Source organism: Streptomyces sp. CCM_MD2014, assembly GCF_000772045.1.
In the GTDB taxonomy this organism is placed as follows: Bacteria; Actinomycetota; Actinomycetes; order Streptomycetales; family Streptomycetaceae; genus Streptomyces; species Streptomyces salinarius.
Genome location: NZ_CP009754.1, coordinates 8,107,417 through 8,123,467, shown reverse-complemented (window position 1 = coordinate 8,123,467; position 16,051 = coordinate 8,107,417). Strand labels below are relative to the sequence as shown.

Genomic DNA, 16,051 nt, shown 5'->3' with positions numbered 1-16,051 from the left:
TGTAATGTCATGAACACGACCCCTCTCCCCCACAAGGAGGTCGAGCATGCACGTGCGCACACTGGCCGGGCACCTCGCCGCGGCCGCGCTGATGTCGTTGCCGCTGCTGAGCGGCGAAGCCGTGGCCGTCGATTCGCCGGGCGACACCGTTGGCACTCCGGCCGCAGCCCGTGTTCTCACCTACGACGCCGGCGGTTCCGCCGAGTTCAGGTCCGCGGTCGACCGGGGCGCGGAGATCTGGAACGAGAGCGTCGAGGGCGCACAGTTGCGTCCGGTCCGGGCCGGGCAGCGGGCCGACATCCGCGTCGTGGCCGACGACGGCTGGCCCCGCGCCCTCCCCACGTCCCTGGGCAGGGGCACCGTCTGGATCGGGCGTCAGGCGGTGAACGAGGGCTACGACACGGTGCGCATCTCGTCCCACGAACTCGGTCACATCCTGGGGCTGCCGGACCGCAAGCCCGGGCCGTGCTCCAGCCTGATGTCGGGGTCGAGTGCGGGCGTCCCGTGCACGAACCCGTACCCGGACGCGGCGGAGAAGGCGGAGGTCGAGAACAACTTCGCCGGTGCGGCCGGCTCGACGTCACCCCTCGCGGGGGCGGCTCGGACCCTCTTCGCGGACTGACCGGGACGCGAGCACCGGCGTGCGCCGTGCGGGGAAGCCGTGAAGAGTTCCGGCACACGTCCGGGGGCTCGATCGGGCAGGGGAAGACTGGAAGCACTCGTCGGCGCCCCGAACAGGCGGGGCGCCGCACCGCGTTGGGAGGCCATCACCCATGTTCACTCTGGTACGGAGAAAGGCCCGGACGGCGGCACTCGCGCTCTTGACCGCCGCGGCCCTGCTCGTCGGCGCCACCGCCGCGAGCGGCGCGCCGGCCGGCCCCGCCCCCGTCAAGCAGGGGCCGGCCTCGGTGGCCTACGTCGAGGTGAACAACAACAGCATGCTCAACGTCGGCAAGTACACCCTGGCGAACGGGGGCGGCAACGTCTTCGACGTCGCCGTGATCTTCGCGGCGAACATCAACTACGACACCGGCACGAACAAGGCGTATCTGTACTTCAACGACAACGTGCAGCGCGTCCTCGACAACGTTGCCACGCAGATACGGCCGTTGCAGCGAAAGGGCATCAAGGTCCTCCTCTCGGTGCTCGGAAACCACCAGGGCGCCGGATTCGCCAACTTCCCGTCCCAGCAGGACGCTTCGGCGTTCGCGAAGCAACTCTCGGACGCCGTGGCGGAGTACGGCCTCGACGGCATCGACTTCGACGACGAGTACGCCGAGTACGGCACCAACGGCACCGCGCAGCCCAACGACAGTTCGTTCGTCCACCTGGTGACGGCCCTGCGCGCGAACATGCCGGACAAGATCATCAGCCTGTACAACATCGGTCCGGCCGCCTCACGCCTGTCCTACGGCGGCGTCGACATCTCCTCCGACTTCGACTACGCCTGGAACCCGTACTACGGCACCTGGCAGGTCCCCGGCATCGCGCTGCCCAAGTCGAAGCTGTCACCGGCGGCGGTGGAGATCGGCCGGACCTCCCGCGGCACGGCGGCCGACCTCGCCCGTCGCACGGTCGACGAGGGATACGGCGTCTATCTGACGTACAACCTCGACGGCAGCGATCGCAGCGCCGACGTCTCCGCGTTCACCAGGGAGCTGTACGGCAGCGAGGCCGTCTACACGCCGTAGGCGGGCACGGCTCCCCGTCGGCCGGCCCGGGAGTTTCTCCGCCGAAAAGGGTTGGACGCCCCGAGCCCCGCGGTTGTAGTTTGCGCTGGACCGTGACACCGCCCGAGGAGGTGAGACCCGTGATCGCTGTATCGACGTGGGTGCTCCCCCTTCCCGTCATGGCCGGCGGCTGACGCAGTTGTCGCCGGGAGCGCCTCACACCCAAGGCACTCCCGAAAGGCAACACCCATGGAATACGGGCACTTCACCCCCGGGCCGTCGTCGGGCGACGCGGCCGGGCACGACTTCGACGTGATCATCGCCGGCTGCGGGCCGGCCGGCGCGACGCTGGCCGCCGAGCTGCGGCTGCACGACGTGCGGGTACTCGTCCTGGAGAAGGAGACCGAGCCCGCGTCCTTCGTCCGCATCGTCGGTCTGCACATGCGCAGTATCGAGCTGATGGCCATGCGCGGGCTGCTGGACCGTCTCCTGCGGCACGGACGACGGCGCCCGGTCGGCGGACTCTTCGCCGCCATCCCCGCACCCGCGCCGGAGGGCCTGGACGCGGATTACCCGTATCTGCTGGGCATCCCGCAGCCGGTCGTCGTCCGGATCCTCAAGGAACACGCGGTCGCCCTCGGTGCGCGGGTCCGGCACGGGAGCGCGGTCACCGGTTTCGAGCAGGACGACGAGGGGGTGACCGTGGAGCTGGCCGACGGGGAGCGGCTGCGTGCGCGCTACCTCGTCGGCTGCGACGGCGGGCGCAGCACGGTGCGCAAACGGCTGGGCGTCGGGTTCCCCGGCGAGCCCTCGCGCAACGAGACGCTGATGGGCGAGATGCGGGTGGGTGCGGCGCCGGAAGAGATCGCCGCCAGGGTGGCCGCCGTGCGCGAGACCCAGCGGCGGTTCTGGCTGCGGCCCTTCGGTGCGGGGATCTACAGCGTCGTGGTTCCCGCCGCGGGAGTCGGCGGCCGCGCACCAGCACCCACCCTCGAGGACTTCAGACGACAGTTGCGCACCGTCGCCGGAACGGATTTCGGCGTGCACTCCCCGCGCTGGCTGTCCCGCTTCGGGGACGCCACCCGGCTGGCGGAGCGCTATCGGGTCGGGCGTGTACTGCTCGCCGGCGACGCCGCGCACATCCATCCGCCCACCGGCGGACAGGGCCTCAACCTCGGCGTTCAGGACGCCTTCAACCTCGGCTGGAAGCTTGCCGCACAGATCCGCGGCTGGGCGCCGGAGACCCTGCTGGACACCTACGAGGCCGAACGCCGGCCCGTCGCCGAGGACGTGCTGGACAACACCCGGGCCCAGACGGAACTGCTCTCCACCGCACCGGGCCCGCAGGCCGTGCGCAGGCTCCTCACCGAACTGACGGGCATCGACGAGGTGAACCGCCGTCTCGTGGAGAAGATCACCGCGATCGGCATCCGCTACGACTTCGGTACGGGCCCCGACCTGGTCGGCCGCCGCATGCGGGACATCGACGTGGCACAGGGCCGTCTCTACGGTCTGTTGCACCGCGGACGGGGTCTGCTGCTGGACCGTACCGGACGCCTCACCGTGCACGGCCGGCCGGACCGGGTCGATCACGTCGCGGACCCCACGGCCGCGCTGGACGTTCCGTGTGTCCTGGTGCGCCCCGACGGCCACGTCGCCTGGATCGGCGACGACCAGCGGGACCTGGACGAGCACCTGTCCCGCTGGTTCGGCCGTCCCGCCGGCTGACGCGCCGGGGAACGCGGGAAGCCGCCGCTCACCCGGGCGGCTGGACCTGGTCGAAGAGGGCGAGGGCCTCGGCCGGGTCCGGGCCCACGAGGCGTTCCAGACCGGCCGTCGTGAAACCCGCCCACCTGGCGGCCCGGGCCCACATCCGCTCCTCGAAGGCGCGGACGGTCTCGTCCGGGTCCCCGGAGCCGGCGGCGGCGATGGACTCGGCGAGTTCGGCGCCTTCCAGCAGCGCGAGGTTCGCCCCCGCCCCCAGCGGCGGCATCAGATGGGCGGCGTCGCCCAGGAGCGTCACGCCGGGAACATGGGTCCAGGTGTGCGCCACGGGCAGGGCGTAGAGGGGGCGGTGGACGAACTCGGTGCCGTGCCGGAGGAGGTCGAGAACGGGAGCGGCCCAGCCGTCGAACAGGGCCAGCAGACGCGATCGCACGGCACCGGCGTCGGCCGTGTCCCGTTCCGTGTGCCGGTCGAGCGGCGCCCGGAACTGGGCGTACACCTTGACGTGGCCTCCGCTGCTGCGCTGGGCGACGAGCGCCCGGTTCACGCCGTACACGGCCACGGAGCCGTCGCCGGTCAGCCGGGCCAGGTCGGGGTGGCGGGTGTCGACGTCGTCCAGGGAGGTCTCGACCGCGGTGACGCCGGTGTAGTGCGGCGTCACCGCCGAGACCGCCGGGCGGGTTCGGGACCAGGCTCCGTCCGCCCCCACCACGAGGTCGAACGTCTCCTCCCGTCCGTCCGCGAAGTGGACCCGCACGCCGTCCCCAGTCCCCGGGACGACCTTCGTCACGTGCTCGCCCCAGCGGACGTCCACGGGGCCGAGCAGCAGGTCACGGAGCTGCCCGCGGTCGATCTCGGGATTGGCCCGGTCGTCGGGACCCGGCCGCCAGTCGCGCAGAACGGTGCCGTCGGTGTCCAGGATGCGCATGGCCTGCCCCTCGGGACGGGACAGCGCCCGGAATTCCGCCAGCACCCCCGCCTTGTCCAACGCGAGCTGCCCCAGCCCTTCGTGCAGGTCCAGAGTGCCGCCCGCGGGCCGCACGCCGGGGCCGGACTCGCGTTCGAGGACGGTGACGGGGCGGTCGTGGCGGTGCAGGACGCGGGCGAAGGCGAGTCCGGCGGGTCCGCCGCCGATCACGGCGATACGGTGTCTCATGTCGATACACTGTATTTTCGCCGTACGCCGCCACGCAAGCGTCCGGTGCGGTCAGTACGGTGTGATCATGACTGTGTGGGACCGGCCCGAGCAGCCGAATCGCCCCGTTCCGCTCGACCGGGAGCGGATCGTCGCCGCCGCCGTCGCGCTCGCCGACGAGGGCGGCCTGGCGGCGGTTTCCCTGCGCAAGGTCGCCGCCCGGCTGAACGCCGGTCCGATGCGGCTGTACGGGTACATCTCCACCAAGGACGACCTGTTCGACCTCATGGTGGACGCGGTGTACGCCGAGATCCTGCCCGGGGAGCGACCCGGCGACTGGCGGGAGGCGCTGCGCTCCCTCGCCCACGGCACCCGGCGGGCCGCCCTCCGCCACGAGTGGCTGGCCGACCTGCTCGGCGGCCGCCCGGCCCTGGGCCCGAACGGCCTGGCCGTGTCCGAGGCGACGCTGGCGGCCCTCGACGGCCTCGCCGACGTGGACACCGTCATGCGCGCCGTGGAGACGGTCAGCGCCTACTTCACCGGCGCGATCAGGCGCGAGATCACGGAGCTGCGGGCCGAGCGCGCCACGGGACTGTCCAAGAGCGAGTGGCAGCGCGCCCGGGGCCCGCACGTGACGCGCATGCTGGCCACGGGCCGCTTCCCGGCGCTGGCCAAGGCCGTGCACGACGGCACGCACGTGGACGCCGAGGAGTCCTTCGCGACCGGCCTGGAGTGGGTCCTCGACGCCGTGGCGGCCAGACTCGGCTGACGTCCGTGTGCGGGGGCGTTTTCGGTGCCCCGCCGCTCTCCTCTGGGTACGGAACCGGGCAACAACGCCTCGACGAGAGACTGGACATGACTGGACACCAACCCGCTCATCAACCACCTCAACGCGTCGGCGTCGTCGCCGAGTCCCTGCCCGGGGAGACCCGCGTCGCCGCGACGCCCTCGACGGTCCGCCTGCTGCTCGGCCTCGGCTACGAGGTCGTCGTCGAGTCGGGGGCCGGCGCCGCCTCCGGCTTCGGTGACGAGGCCTACTCCGAGGCGGGGGCGAGCATCGGCGAGGCCTGGACCGCGGATGTCGTGCTGAAGGTCGACGCGCCCACCGACGAGGAGATCTCGGCACTGCGTGCGGGGACGACGCTGGCGGCCCTCATCGCCCCGGCGCAGCGGCCCGAGCTGCTGGAGGCGCTCGCCGCACGCGGCGTCACCGTGCTCGCCCTCGACGCGGTGCCGCGGATCTCGCGGGCGCAGTCGATGGACGTGCTCAGCTCCATGGCGAACATCGCCGGGTACCGGGCGGTCATCGAGGCCGCGCACGTCTTCGGACGCTTCTTCACCGGGCAGGTCACCGCGGCGGGCAAGGTGCCGCCGGCGAAGGTCCTCGTCGCGGGGGCCGGTGTCGCGGGGCTGGCCGCCATCGGGGCCGCGTCCAGTCTGGGCGCGATCGTCCGCGCCACCGACCCCCGTCCCGAGGTCGCCGACCAGGTGCGGTCGCTGGGCGGTGAGTACCTCGCGGTGGACGCGGCCCAGGAGGAGAGCACCGACGGCTACGCCCGGGCGACGTCGGCCGACTACGACCGGGCCGCGGCCGAGCTCTACCACGAGCAGGCCCGCGACGTGGACGTGGTCGTCACCACCGCGCTGATACCCGGCCGGCCCGCCCCGCGGCTGCTGACCGCCGCCGACGTGGCGGCGATGAAACCCGGCAGCGTCGTCGTCGACATGGCCGCCGCCCAGGGGGGCAACGTCGAGGGGACCGTCGCGGGCCGGAGCGTGGTGACCGACAACGGTGTGACCCTCATCGGCTACACGGACCTGGCGTCCCGGCTGCCCACCCAGGCGTCCCAGCTGTTCGGCACCAATCTGGTCAACCTGCTCAGGCTGCTCACCCCCGGCAAGGACGGCCGGCTCGTCGTCGACTTCGACGACGTGGTGCAGCGGGCCGTGACGGTGGTCCGTGCGGGCACGGTCACCTGGCCTCCCCCGCCGGTCTCCGTGTCGGCGGCCCCGCCCGCCACCGCCCCGGCGGCGGCCACCGCCGCCCCGGTGGGCGCGAGGCCGTCCCGCCTCACCCCGGCGGGGCGTTACTGTCTGATCGGCCTGGGCATGCTCGCGGCCTTCCTGACGGTAGCCTTCGCCCCGGCACAGCTGGCGGAGAACTTCACCGTGTTCGCGCTGGCGGTGGTCATCGGCTACTACGTGATCGGCAAGGTGCACCACTCCCTGCACACACCTCTGATGTCGGTGACCAACGCCATCTCGGGGATCGTGGTGATCGGCGCCCTCCTGCAGATCGGGCACGAGAGCGCGCTTGTCACCGTGCTGTCCTTCGTGGCGATCCTGCTGACGAGCGTCAACATCTTCGGAGGCTTCGCGGTCACCCGCCGCATGCTCTCCATGTTCTCGAGAGGCGAGTCCCGATGACGTCCATGACCGCCTCCCGCGCCGCCGACCTGGTCGCGGCCCTGCTGTTCGTCCTCAGCCTCGCCGGTCTCTCGCAGCACCGGACCTCGCGCGCCGGCGTCGTCTACGGCATCGCGGGGATGGCCCTCGCCCTGGTGGCGACCGTCGTCGTCTCGGCACAGAGCGTCTCCGCCGGGCCGATCGCGCTGATCCTGCTCGCCACGGTGATCGGGGCCGCGCTGGGCCTGTGGCGGGCGCGGCGCGTGGAGATGACCCAGATGCCCGAGCTGATCGCGGTGCTGCACAGTTTCGTCGGGCTCGCGGCCGTCCTGGTCGGCTGGAACAGCTACCTGGAGGTCGAGGCCCACGGCTCGCGGGGCCGGATCGCCGCCGATCTGACCGGCATCCACCACGCGGAGGTGTTCATCGGCGTCTTCATCGGAGCCGTCACCTTCACCGGCTCCGTGGTCGCGTACCTGAAGCTGTCCGCGCGGATCAAGTCCCGGCCCCTGATGCTGCCCGGCAAGAACGCCCTCAACCTGGGGGCCCTGGCCGCGTTCGTGGTGCTGACGGTCTGGTTCACCGTCAGTCCCAGCCTCCCGCTGATGGTGACGGTCACGGTTCTGGCACTCGCCCTGGGCTGGCACCTGGTGGCCTCCATCGGCGGCGGCGACATGCCCGTCGTCGTGTCGATGCTCAACAGCTACTCCGGCTGGGCCGCGGCGGCGGCCGGGTTCCTGCTCGACAACAACCTGCTCATCGTCACCGGCGCCCTGGTCGGGTCCTCCGGTGCGTATCTGAGCTACATCATGTGCCAGGCGATGAACCGTTCCTTCCTCTCCGTCATCGCGGGCGGATTCGGCATCGAGGCCCCGCCCGGCGGGGACCAGGAGCAGGGCGAGCACCGTGAGATCCGGGCTCACGAGGCGGCCGAGCTGCTCGCACGGGCCCGGTCCGTGGTGATCACCCCCGGCTACGGCATGGCCGTGGCGCAGGCCCAGCATCCGGTCGCGGAGCTGACGCGGCGGCTGCGCGAGCGCGGGATCGAGGTGCGCTTCGGCGTCCACCCGGTCGCCGGGCGGCTGCCCGGGCACATGAACGTGCTGCTGGCCGAGGCGAGGGTGCCGTACGACATCGTCCTGGAGATGGACGAGATCAACGACGACTTCGCGGACACGTCGGTCGTGCTCGTGATCGGGGCGAACGACACGGTCAACCCCTCGGCGACCGAGGATCCCGCCAGTCCGATCGCGGGCATGCCCGTGCTGCGGGTCTGGGAGGCGGAGCAGGTCGTCGTCTTCAAACGCTCGATGGCCTCCGGCTACGCGGGGGTGCAGAACCCGCTGTTCTTCCGGGAGAACAGCAGCATGCTCTTCGGCGACGCCAGGCGGAGCGTCGAGGGCATCCTGCAGGCGCTCGGCCCCGAAGCCGGGCCCGGACCGGCGGCCCCCGCGCAGGGGGTGACGGCGGGACGGTGACCGGGCCGTTCGGGACCGGCCCGCAGCCTGCGCCGCCCGGTCCCGAACGGCCCGCCGGACGGCGCCGTCGTCCCCGGACTCCGTCAGGCCCCGTCCAGCCACTGGACCAGGGCGGCGGCCTCGCTGTGGTCCACGTCCTTGGTGGCCGTCAGCAGGGTGACCTTGCCGTGTGCCGCCATGTCGCGCAGACGCCGCACCGCGGCCTCGTGCTCGGAGTCCTCCAGTTCGGCGAAGTAGCGGCGCCGGAACTCGTCGTACCGCTGGGGGTCGTGGTGATACCAGCGGCGCAGGTCGGTCGAGGGGGCGACGTCGCGCAGCCACTCGTCCAGACCGGCCTTCTCCTTGCTCATGCCACGGGGCCACAGGCGGTCGACGAGCACTCGCCTGCCGTCCTCCGGCGTGGCTTCCTCGTAGATTCTCCGGCATCCGACCCGTGCTCTCATGACCCACCCTTCCGTGGAGACCGGGCAGCCTTCCCGCGCTCGCGGGGGACACGCTTCCCGGTCTGGTGAACCGCCGCGGCCGGCCCAAACACGGAACCGGCGGTGGCGTGCGCGTCAGCCCCGTGCGGGCGGCCAGCCGGCCAGTCCCTCGCCGCCGGGAGGCCGCGCGACGGCCTGCTCGACGGAGTGGTGGAAGGAGTAGACCGCCCTCAGGCCGCCGAGGGCGAAAACCTGCAGGATCCGCCGGTCGGAACAGGCGATCAGCAGCGACCCGTGATGACTCCGGATGCGCTTGGTCACGGCCACGATCATCCCGAGCCCCATGGAGTCGATGAACGGGGTGTCGCACAGGTCGAGGACGAAGTGCCGGTGCCCCTCGGCGAGACGCCGTCCCACCTCGTCCCGGACCAGGGGGGCGAAGGCGATGTCGAGCTCGTCGTCGGCCCTGACCACCGTCCAGCCGTTCGCCACCCGGCAGCCGACCCGCACGTCCGGCCCCGCGACGCCCTGATCACTCACTTCTCGCTCCCCTGCACCACTGTCCGATTTGCCCGTCTCATCCAGGAAACGCGGTACGGCCGCGGTGCCACAAGAGCCCGGTTTTCAGATGGTGAGCGAGAGGCCCCGGGACACCCGTTCCGCGGTGCCGAGCAGCGTCGCCACCGCCTCTTCGAGGTGGGCCGTGCGGTTGACGTCCACGGAGATGCCGAGCGATCCGATCGTGTCGCCGCGCCGCACGGGGACCGCGACGCACGCGGTGCCCAGCCGGTACTCCTCGATGTCGGTCACCGCCGGGCCCCGGGGGGCGGCGTCGAGCCGGCGCAGCAGCTCGGCGCGGTAGGTGATGGTGCGCGGGGTGAGATCGTTCAGTGTGTGGCGGGAGAGGTAGTCGGCGCGGGCGTCGGCGTCCAGTTCGCGCAGCACGCTCTTGCCGAGCGCCGTGGCGTGTCCCGCGTCCTCGAAGCCGACCCACAGGTCGACGCGGGGCGCCTTCGGCCCGTCCACGATCTCCGCGACCCGGATCTCGCCCTCCTCGTAGAGGGTCAGGTAGGCCGCGGCCGACAAGCCGTCCCGGAGCTCCGTCAGCGTGGGCCGGACTCTGCTGAGCGCCGTCTGGTCGCGGCTCCCCGCGTGCAGTGCGCCCAGCCTCTCCCCCAGGACGAACGTGCCGTCCTCGAGCTTGCGCACGTAGCCGTCGTGCACCATGGTGCGCAGCAGGTGGTAGGTGGTGCCCAGGGCCAGCCCCGTCTCGCGCGCCAGCTGCTTGGCCGGTACGCCGCTCCCGTGGGCGCCCACGGCTTCCATCAGCCGAAAGGCTCGCTGGACCGAGGCGATGAGCGTGGGGCCCTCCTGACCGCTCATTCCTCCACCCTGCGCCCTGCCGGAGCGGTCCGGCAAGGCGTAACCGGGGTCAATGAGTACGGCCTGAGTATCCGCGCTCATGTCCCGGTGCGTGGCGGGGGCCACACTCCCAGGCATGACGAACCTTCCGCCCCCGGCCGAGGAGCTGCGGCTCCTGGACGCCGAGCTGCGGCAACTCGACCTGCGCCGTGCCGTCCTGCTGCGGCGCCGTGAGTGGCTGGTCCACACGCTGCGGGCCGCCGCCCCCCAGCCCGCCCGGGACGCCGGGAGCGGGCCGCCGCGAGCCGGCGGGGGCGCCGGCGCCCGGCGGCCGGAGGCCTCGGCGCCCGGTGTGCAGAACGTCCTGCTGGTGCTCGGCGGTGTGCTGCTGACGATCGCGGCGGTCGCTTTCACCCTCGTCAGCTGGGGCCACCTGGGAATCGCGGGACGCGCGCTGGTCCTCGGCGCGCTCACCGTGGCGGCGCTGGGCGGGCCCGTCGTGCTGCTGCGGCGCGGGCTGCGGTCGACCGCCGAGGCCGTGTCCGCGCTGGGGACGGCCCTGACCGTGCTCGACGCCTACGCGCTTCACGAGGTGGCGTTCGCCGGCACGGACGGTGTCGGGTACGCGGCGGGCGCGTCCGCCGTCCTGGCCGGGGTGTGGGCCGCGTACGCCGTGCTCGCGGGCCCGCCGGCGCCGTCGCCCGCCAGCGCCCGGGAGACGGGGGAGGGCGGCTCGGCGGGCGACGACGCGCGCCCGGGGCTCCGGCACCCCCTTCCCCTCGCCGTGGCGACCGCCCATCTCCCCCTGCTGCTCTGGGCGACAGCCGCCGGCGCGGGCCCGCACACGCTGACGGCCGTGCTGCTGGTGACCGCAGCCGGCGGTGCCGCCGTCGCCCTGCGAGCGGCCCGGATGCCGGTGCGGGTCGTCGCCGTGACCGGCGCACTGGGCATGGGCCTCGCCGGTGTCCTGTCGGCCGGATGGCTCTGCTGGACCGCGTCCGACCCGGGTACGGCCGCCCGGGCGGCGGCGCTCCTGGCCGGGGCGGCGGCGGTCGCCCTGGCCGCCGGCCGGTTCGTCCGCGACGCCGATGTCGCCGTGGGCGCCGCTCTGGCCGCGGGACTGTGCCTGGTCGCGGGGGTCGGCGGGGTGCTGTGGGTGGCGGTGCCGGGCGAGTGGACGGTGCCGGGGTGTCTGGCCTGCGGTATCGCCCTGCTGGCGGTGGACCGGACGGCGCTGCCCCGGCCGCTGCGCCAGGGGCTGGTACGTGCTTCGGCGGCCGTCCAGTGCGTCGCGGTGCTGTGGTCGGTTCCCCTGGTGGCCGGTACCGTCCTCGGTCCGTCGGCCCAGGGCGCGCGGCCGTGGTCCGGTCTGCCGGGGGACGTCCGGGAGGCCGTGTTCACGGATCTGCCCTGGCCTCCGTACGCGGCCACCGTGCCGTTGGTGCTCGCCGCCGTGGCCGCGGTGCTGCTGGTGGCCGGACGGAACACGACGCGGCGCGCGGCCGTCACGGTGGCGGCGCTCGTTCTCGGCTGGGCGGCCGTCTCCGTCCTCCCGGTGGTGCTGCGACTGCCCTGCACGGCCGGCCTGGTGGCGCAGGGGGCCGTGGTCGTGGCGGCGCTGGGCTTCGCGGAGTGGGCCGACCGCACCTTGCCGCGGCCGTCGCCACTGAGCCTCACGGCGCTGCTGCTGGCTCTCGTCACCTCGGTCGACCTGGCCTTTCTCGCGCTGGCCTCCGAGGCCGCGACGATCGGTGCCCTCACGTCGCTGACGGCCGTGTTCGGTGCCGTCTGCCGCCGCCCGGGGCCGGCTCCGATCGCCGCGCCCGCCGCCCTCGCCCATGCCACGGCGCTGGCCTGCGCGATCGGCGCGTCCGCGGGCTGGCGGCCGCCTCAGACGGCGCTGCTGGTTCTCGTCGTCCCCGCCGTCGCGGCGCTGGTCGCGGCGCGTACGAGCGGCTCCCGCGCGACCGTACCGGTCGAGGCGGCGGGTGCGGCCGCCGGGCTGCTCGCCCTCGCACTCGCCGTGACCGATCCGCCGGTGCTGGCCCTGGTGCTCTCCCTCGGCGGTGTCCTCGCGGCGGGCACCGCCCTGCGTCCGGAGCGGCGGCCGGCCGGCTGGGCTGCCGCCGCGCTGTTCCTGCTGGCCGCCTGGGTGCGCCTGACGGCCTGGGACGTCACCATGCCGGAGGCCTACACCCTGCCGGTGACCGGTCCCGCGCTGGTCGTCGGATATCTGCGCCGGCGCCGCGACACGGCGGTCTCCTCGTGGACGGCGTACGGCGCCGGGCTGGCCGTCACCCTGGTGCCGAGTCTGTTCGCCGCCTGGGACGACGGGCACTGGCTGCGCCCCCTGCTGCTCGGCGTCGCCGCCCTCGCGGTGACCCTGACGGGCGCCCGGCACCGTCTCCAGGCGCCGCTGGTCCTCGGCGCGGGTGTGCTCGCGCTGGTCACGCTGCACGAACTGGCCCCGTACATCACCCAGGTCGCCGGCGCGCTCCCCCGCTGGGTGCCTCCGGCCCTCGCCGGTCTGGTGCTGCTCGTGCTGGGGGCCACCTACGAGCAACGGCTGCGGGACGCGCGGCGGCTGAGGGACGCACTCGGGCGGCTGCGTTGAGCCTGCCACGTGCACAAACGTGGGACCCGGTGTCGAACCGGTGCAGCTTTGCGGCCGGGGTCATGGAAGCCGGACGAGGCCGCACATCTTGCCGCGGGCCGCTGATCGCCTTCGTGATAACACGAGGTGATCGATTCGAAAGGCCTACGACTCATGGGTATCTTCAGCCGACGCCAGACCGCCACCGCGGAGCCGGCCACGGCCGCCGGCCAGGACCGGCCCGCCGCGCGGTCCGCGACGGGGACGGCCACGCTCGACCCGGCCCTGCGCGCGCTGACCGGGCACTGGACCATCGACCGTCCGCACAGCCGGATCGGGTTCTCCGTGCGGCACGCCATGGTCACCACGGTCCGCGGGGCCTTCACCGACTACGACAGCAGGCTGTACTTCGACGGGGCCCGCCCCTCCGAGTCGCGGGCCGAGATCGTCATCCGCGTCGCCGGCGTCGACACCGGCGTGGAGCAACGGGACGCCCACCTCGTCGGCAAGGACTTCTTCGACGCCCGCCGCTACCCCGAGATGACCTTCCGCAGCACCTCGACCACCCACGAGGGGGCGGAGAGCTTCCGCATGACGGGGGAGCTCACCATCCGCGACACCACCCGGCCCGTCGAGCTGCAACTGGACTACCTCGGTTCGGTCGTGGACCCGTTCGGCTACGAACGGGCCGGCTTCGACGGGACCACCACCATCGACCGCAGGGACTGGGGTCTGGTCTACAACCAGCGGCTCGAGGCGGGCGGCAGCATGGTGAGCGAGAAGGTCCGCCTGCAGTTCGACATCTCCGCGATCCGCGCCTCCTGACCCCGGCCCGGCCGGTCAGCGCGAGCCGGGCGGCGGCGGGCGGTCCGCCACGGCGGCGGCGAAGCGCGCCGCGAGCTTGGCGGCCGCGGCCCTTAGTTCGTCTCCGCCGTCGATACGGAAGGCGAACGGCATCCCGGCGAGCCAGTCCTGCACGTACATGTCCGGATTGCGGGTGCTGCCGACGAGAAGGCAGCCGTCGTCCAGGGGTTCGAGCCGTCCCATCGGCGGGCGGATCCAGGGGGCGACCTCGTCCGGCGCGGCGTCGAACACCACCCGGGTGGTGAACTGCCATCCGGTTCCGAGGTTCTCCTCCAGGACCGCCACCGGGTCGAAGGCCGCCGGCGGCTCGAACCCCTGGGCGGTGAGCCGGACTTGGCCGACCCGGTCGACCCGGTAGGTGCGCATCGCGTCCGCGCGGTGGGAGTGGCACAGCAGGTACCAGCGCCCGTGGCGCACCACGAGGGACCAGGGGTCCGCCTCCTCCTCCCAGGCGTTGCCGGCCTCGCTGCGGTAGGCGAGCAGCACGCGGCGCCGGTGCGCGACCGCCTCGACGAGGGCACTGGTGACGGCCGGATCCGGGTGCGCGGCGTTCGGGTCGGGAGCGGCGGCCGCGTACTCCCGCAGCAGTGCCGCCTGCCGGCCGACGCTCTCCGGCAGCGCCTTGACGACTTTGCCCAGGGCGGTGCCGACGAGGTCGTCCGCGTCGGCCACCGCCGGTCGGCCGCTCAGCGCCGCCATCACCAGGCCGAGGGCCTCGGCCTGGGTGAAGTGCACGGGCGGCAGCCTCGTCCCGCGTCCCAGCCGGTAGCCGCCGTGCGGCCCGCGGGTCGACTCCACCGGGATGCCCGCCTCTCTGAGGATCCCGACGTACCGCCGCGCCGCTCGCTCCGTCACGCCCAGCCGCGCGGCCAGTTCGTCCGCCGTCGTGGCGGGGCGGGTCCGGAGGATCTCCAGGGCGCGGAGCGCTCGCGCGGTGGGGCTGACGTCGTTCGGCACGGGCACAGGCTAATCCGCACCCCGGACGCGCGTGAGGGGCCGGGGAAGACAAACCGGCAGTAGATCGTCCGGATTCCCTTCTACGGTGAAGCCAAGCAGAGGAAGGGAACCGATCATGGACATCCTGCTCATCGGCGGCCTGTGGCTGGACGCGACCGTGTGGAGCCGCGTCGCGTCCGCGCTGGAGTCTCTCGGCCATCGCCCGGTGCCGCTCACCCTCCCGGGCCAGGGCGACGGCGCGGCGACCGCGACGCTCGACGACCAGGTGGCGGCGGTGCTGGCCGCGGTGGACGCGGCGCCCGGCAAGCCCATGGTGGTGGGGCACTCCGCGGCCTGCGCACTGGCCTGGCTGGCCGCCGACCGCCGACCGGAACGGCTGGCCAAGGTCGCGCTCGTCGGTGGCATACCGACCCCCGACGGGCAGCCGTACGCCGACTTCTTCGAGGTCAGGGACGGCGCCATGCCGTTTCCGGGCTGGGAGCCCTTCCAGGGGCCGGATGCCGCGGACCTCGACGAGGCGGCCAGGCGGGAGATGGCGGCGGCCGCGGTCCCGGTGCCCGAGGGCGTGGCCCGGGGTGTGGTGCGGCTGACCGACGAGCGCCGGTTCGACGTGCCGGTCCTGCTCGTGTGCCCCGAGTTCACGCCCGCGCAGGCGCGGAAGTGGATCGACGCGGGCGACGTTCCGGAGCTCGCCCGGGCCGGCCACGTCGACTTCGCGGACATCGACTCGGGCCACTGGCCCATGATCACCCGGCCTGACGAGCTGGCCGCGATTTTGGCCGCGGCGGCGGAGACCGCCTGACACCGAGGGGCCGAAGCACGTGGGGAGTCCCGCCGGCGCGGTCGGCACCGGCGCCGCCGGCCGGCGGTGGACTCAGTGGAGGCAGAGGCAGAACGGGTGGCCGGCCGGGTCGGCGTAGACCCGCCAGTTGGCGTCCGGACGGATCTGGTCCGTCCGCTCCAGGACCGTCGCGCCGAGTGCGAGCGCCCGCTTCTCCTCGCCTTCGAGGTCGTCGACGTCGAAGTCGAGGTGGAGCTGCTGGGGCCGGTCCTGGCCGGGCCACTGGGGCGCCCGGTAGCCGTCCACCCGCTGGCAGGCCAGCGGTGTCCCCTCGAACCCGTGCACCTCGACCCACTCGTCGTCGTCCGGATCGGCGACCACCCGCCCGCCGAGCAGCTCCGCGTAGAACTCCGCGAGCCGTACCGGATCGGCGCAGTCCAGTGCGACCGCCTGCAGCTTTCGAATCACGTCCGCCACTCCTCGCTCTTCGGGCGCCTGGGCCGCGCCCGCACGTGACGTCCTACCCGACGCGGGGGCGGGCATGCCCGGCGGGAACCCGATCGGCTCCCTTCTCGTTCCCACTGTGCACTTGGTGATGCACGCACTGCGTGCATAATGGGTGCAAGGCCGGTCGACCGGTTGGGGAAGGGACGCACGT

Annotated in this window: 15 protein-coding genes; 9 read left to right on the top strand and 6 right to left on the bottom strand. The window is 73.2% G+C overall.

What is annotated here, in order from left to right; all coding sequences use genetic code 11:
- Positions 1-46: 46 nt before the first annotated feature.
- The 3 genes from NI25_RS36365 to NI25_RS36355 all read left to right on the top strand — a co-directional run bounded on the left by NI25_RS36365 (position 47) and on the right by NI25_RS36355 (position 3,398).
- A complete protein-coding gene (locus NI25_RS36365) occupies positions 47-622 on the top strand; it encodes a snapalysin family zinc-dependent metalloprotease (protein WP_061446552.1) in 576 nt (191 codons plus the stop codon).
- A gap of 151 nt (positions 623-773) precedes the next feature.
- Positions 774-1,691 carry an endo-beta-N-acetylglucosaminidase H gene (locus NI25_RS36360; RefSeq protein ID WP_061446551.1) on the top strand — a complete coding sequence of 306 codons (918 nt, stop codon included), beginning with the start codon at positions 774-776 and terminating at the stop codon, positions 1,689-1,691.
- 228 nt (positions 1,692-1,919) lie between these two features.
- Positions 1,920-3,398, top strand: coding sequence for an FAD-dependent monooxygenase (locus NI25_RS36355; protein ID WP_061446550.1), 1,479 nt, complete (start codon positions 1,920-1,922; stop codon positions 3,396-3,398).
- A gap of 28 nt (positions 3,399-3,426) precedes the next feature.
- Here NI25_RS36355 and NI25_RS36350 read toward each other — a convergent pair whose 3' ends face one another.
- Positions 3,427-4,551 (bottom strand): FAD-dependent oxidoreductase, encoded by a 1,125-nt coding sequence (locus tag NI25_RS36350; protein ID WP_061446549.1) that lies wholly within the window; start codon positions 4,549-4,551, stop codon positions 3,427-3,429.
- Positions 4,552-4,618: 67 nt separating this feature from the next.
- Between NI25_RS36350 and NI25_RS36345 the strand changes: the two genes are divergently transcribed.
- The 3 genes from NI25_RS36345 (at position 4,619) to pntB (ending at position 8,414) form a co-directional block, all read left to right on the top strand.
- Positions 4,619-5,299 carry a TetR/AcrR family transcriptional regulator gene (locus tag NI25_RS36345; RefSeq protein WP_061446548.1) on the top strand — a complete coding sequence of 227 codons (681 nt, stop codon included), beginning with the start codon at positions 4,619-4,621 and terminating at the stop codon, positions 5,297-5,299.
- An 86-nt stretch (positions 5,300-5,385) separates the two neighbouring features.
- A complete protein-coding gene (locus NI25_RS36340; protein WP_061446547.1) occupies positions 5,386-6,957 on the top strand; it encodes a Re/Si-specific NAD(P)(+) transhydrogenase subunit alpha in 1,572 nt (523 codons plus the stop codon).
- The gene (gene pntB / locus NI25_RS36335) at positions 6,954-8,414 is read left to right on the top strand and encodes a Re/Si-specific NAD(P)(+) transhydrogenase subunit beta (RefSeq protein ID WP_061446546.1); all 1,461 of its coding nucleotides are present in this window, start codon (positions 6,954-6,956) and stop codon (positions 8,412-8,414) included. The genes NI25_RS36340 and pntB overlap by 4 nt, the downstream gene beginning before the upstream one ends.
- A gap of 83 nt (positions 8,415-8,497) precedes the next feature.
- On the opposite strand, the gene NI25_RS36330 is transcribed toward pntB, so the two are convergent.
- From NI25_RS36330 to NI25_RS36320, 3 genes are all read right to left on the bottom strand, one after another.
- The gene (locus NI25_RS36330; RefSeq protein ID WP_061446545.1) at positions 8,498-8,857 is read right to left on the bottom strand and encodes a DUF488 domain-containing protein; all 360 of its coding nucleotides are present in this window, start codon (positions 8,855-8,857) and stop codon (positions 8,498-8,500) included.
- Positions 8,858-8,971: 114 nt separating this feature from the next.
- The gene (locus tag NI25_RS36325; protein ID WP_061446544.1) at positions 8,972-9,376 is read right to left on the bottom strand and encodes an STAS domain-containing protein; all 405 of its coding nucleotides are present in this window, start codon (positions 9,374-9,376) and stop codon (positions 8,972-8,974) included.
- Positions 9,377-9,460: 84 nt separating this feature from the next.
- Positions 9,461-10,219: an IclR family transcriptional regulator gene (locus tag NI25_RS36320; RefSeq protein WP_061446543.1), complete on the bottom strand. Its 759-nt coding sequence runs from the start codon at positions 10,217-10,219 to the stop codon at positions 9,461-9,463.
- Between the two features lie 115 nt (positions 10,220-10,334).
- Between NI25_RS36320 and NI25_RS36315 the strand changes: the two genes are divergently transcribed.
- Complete coding sequence (locus NI25_RS36315; protein WP_061446542.1) at positions 10,335-12,812, top strand: SCO7613 C-terminal domain-containing membrane protein; 2,478 nt, start codon at positions 10,335-10,337, stop codon at positions 12,810-12,812.
- Between the two features lie 153 nt (positions 12,813-12,965).
- The gene (locus NI25_RS36310) at positions 12,966-13,616 is read left to right on the top strand and encodes a YceI family protein (protein WP_061446541.1); all 651 of its coding nucleotides are present in this window, start codon (positions 12,966-12,968) and stop codon (positions 13,614-13,616) included.
- Positions 13,617-13,631: 15 nt separating this feature from the next.
- Here the strand turns inward: NI25_RS36310 and NI25_RS36305 are convergent, their stop codons facing one another.
- Positions 13,632-14,612 carry a helix-turn-helix transcriptional regulator gene (locus NI25_RS36305; protein WP_061447257.1) on the bottom strand — a complete coding sequence of 327 codons (981 nt, stop codon included), beginning with the start codon at positions 14,610-14,612 and terminating at the stop codon, positions 13,632-13,634.
- Between the two features lie 115 nt (positions 14,613-14,727).
- On the opposite strand from NI25_RS36305, the gene NI25_RS36300 reads away from it, so the two are divergent.
- Positions 14,728-15,414 carry an alpha/beta fold hydrolase gene (locus tag NI25_RS36300; RefSeq protein WP_061446540.1) on the top strand — a complete coding sequence of 229 codons (687 nt, stop codon included), beginning with the start codon at positions 14,728-14,730 and terminating at the stop codon, positions 15,412-15,414.
- Between the two features lie 72 nt (positions 15,415-15,486).
- On the opposite strand, the gene NI25_RS36295 is transcribed toward NI25_RS36300, so the two are convergent.
- Positions 15,487-15,861 (bottom strand): VOC family protein, encoded by a 375-nt coding sequence (locus NI25_RS36295; protein WP_061446539.1) that lies wholly within the window; start codon positions 15,859-15,861, stop codon positions 15,487-15,489.
- Positions 15,862-16,051 lie beyond the last annotated feature (190 nt).

Excerpts from the sequence above, each read along its gene's own strand:
- NI25_RS36365 (WP_061446552.1), top strand. The coding sequence starts at position 47 with ATGCACGTGCGCACACTGGCCGGGCACCTCGCCGCGGCCGCGCTGATG.
- NI25_RS36360 (WP_061446551.1), top strand. The coding sequence starts at position 774 with ATGTTCACTCTGGTACGGAGAAAGGCCCGGACGGCGGCACTCGCGCTC.
- NI25_RS36355 (WP_061446550.1), top strand. The coding sequence starts at position 1,920 with ATGGAATACGGGCACTTCACCCCCGGGCCGTCGTCGGGCGACGCGGCC.
- NI25_RS36350 (WP_061446549.1), bottom strand. The coding sequence starts at position 4,551 with ATGAGACACCGTATCGCCGTGATCGGCGGCGGACCCGCCGGACTCGCC.
- NI25_RS36345 (WP_061446548.1), top strand. The coding sequence starts at position 4,619 with ATGACTGTGTGGGACCGGCCCGAGCAGCCGAATCGCCCCGTTCCGCTC.
- NI25_RS36340 (WP_061446547.1), top strand. The coding sequence starts at position 5,386 with ATGACTGGACACCAACCCGCTCATCAACCACCTCAACGCGTCGGCGTC.
- pntB (WP_061446546.1), top strand. The coding sequence starts at position 6,954 with ATGACGTCCATGACCGCCTCCCGCGCCGCCGACCTGGTCGCGGCCCTG.
- NI25_RS36330 (WP_061446545.1), bottom strand. The coding sequence starts at position 8,857 with ATGAGAGCACGGGTCGGATGCCGGAGAATCTACGAGGAAGCCACGCCG.
- NI25_RS36320 (WP_061446543.1), bottom strand. The coding sequence starts at position 10,219 with ATGAGCGGTCAGGAGGGCCCCACGCTCATCGCCTCGGTCCAGCGAGCC.
- NI25_RS36315 (WP_061446542.1), top strand. The coding sequence starts at position 10,335 with ATGACGAACCTTCCGCCCCCGGCCGAGGAGCTGCGGCTCCTGGACGCC.
- NI25_RS36310 (WP_061446541.1), top strand. The coding sequence starts at position 12,966 with ATGGGTATCTTCAGCCGACGCCAGACCGCCACCGCGGAGCCGGCCACG.
- NI25_RS36300 (WP_061446540.1), top strand. The coding sequence starts at position 14,728 with ATGGACATCCTGCTCATCGGCGGCCTGTGGCTGGACGCGACCGTGTGG.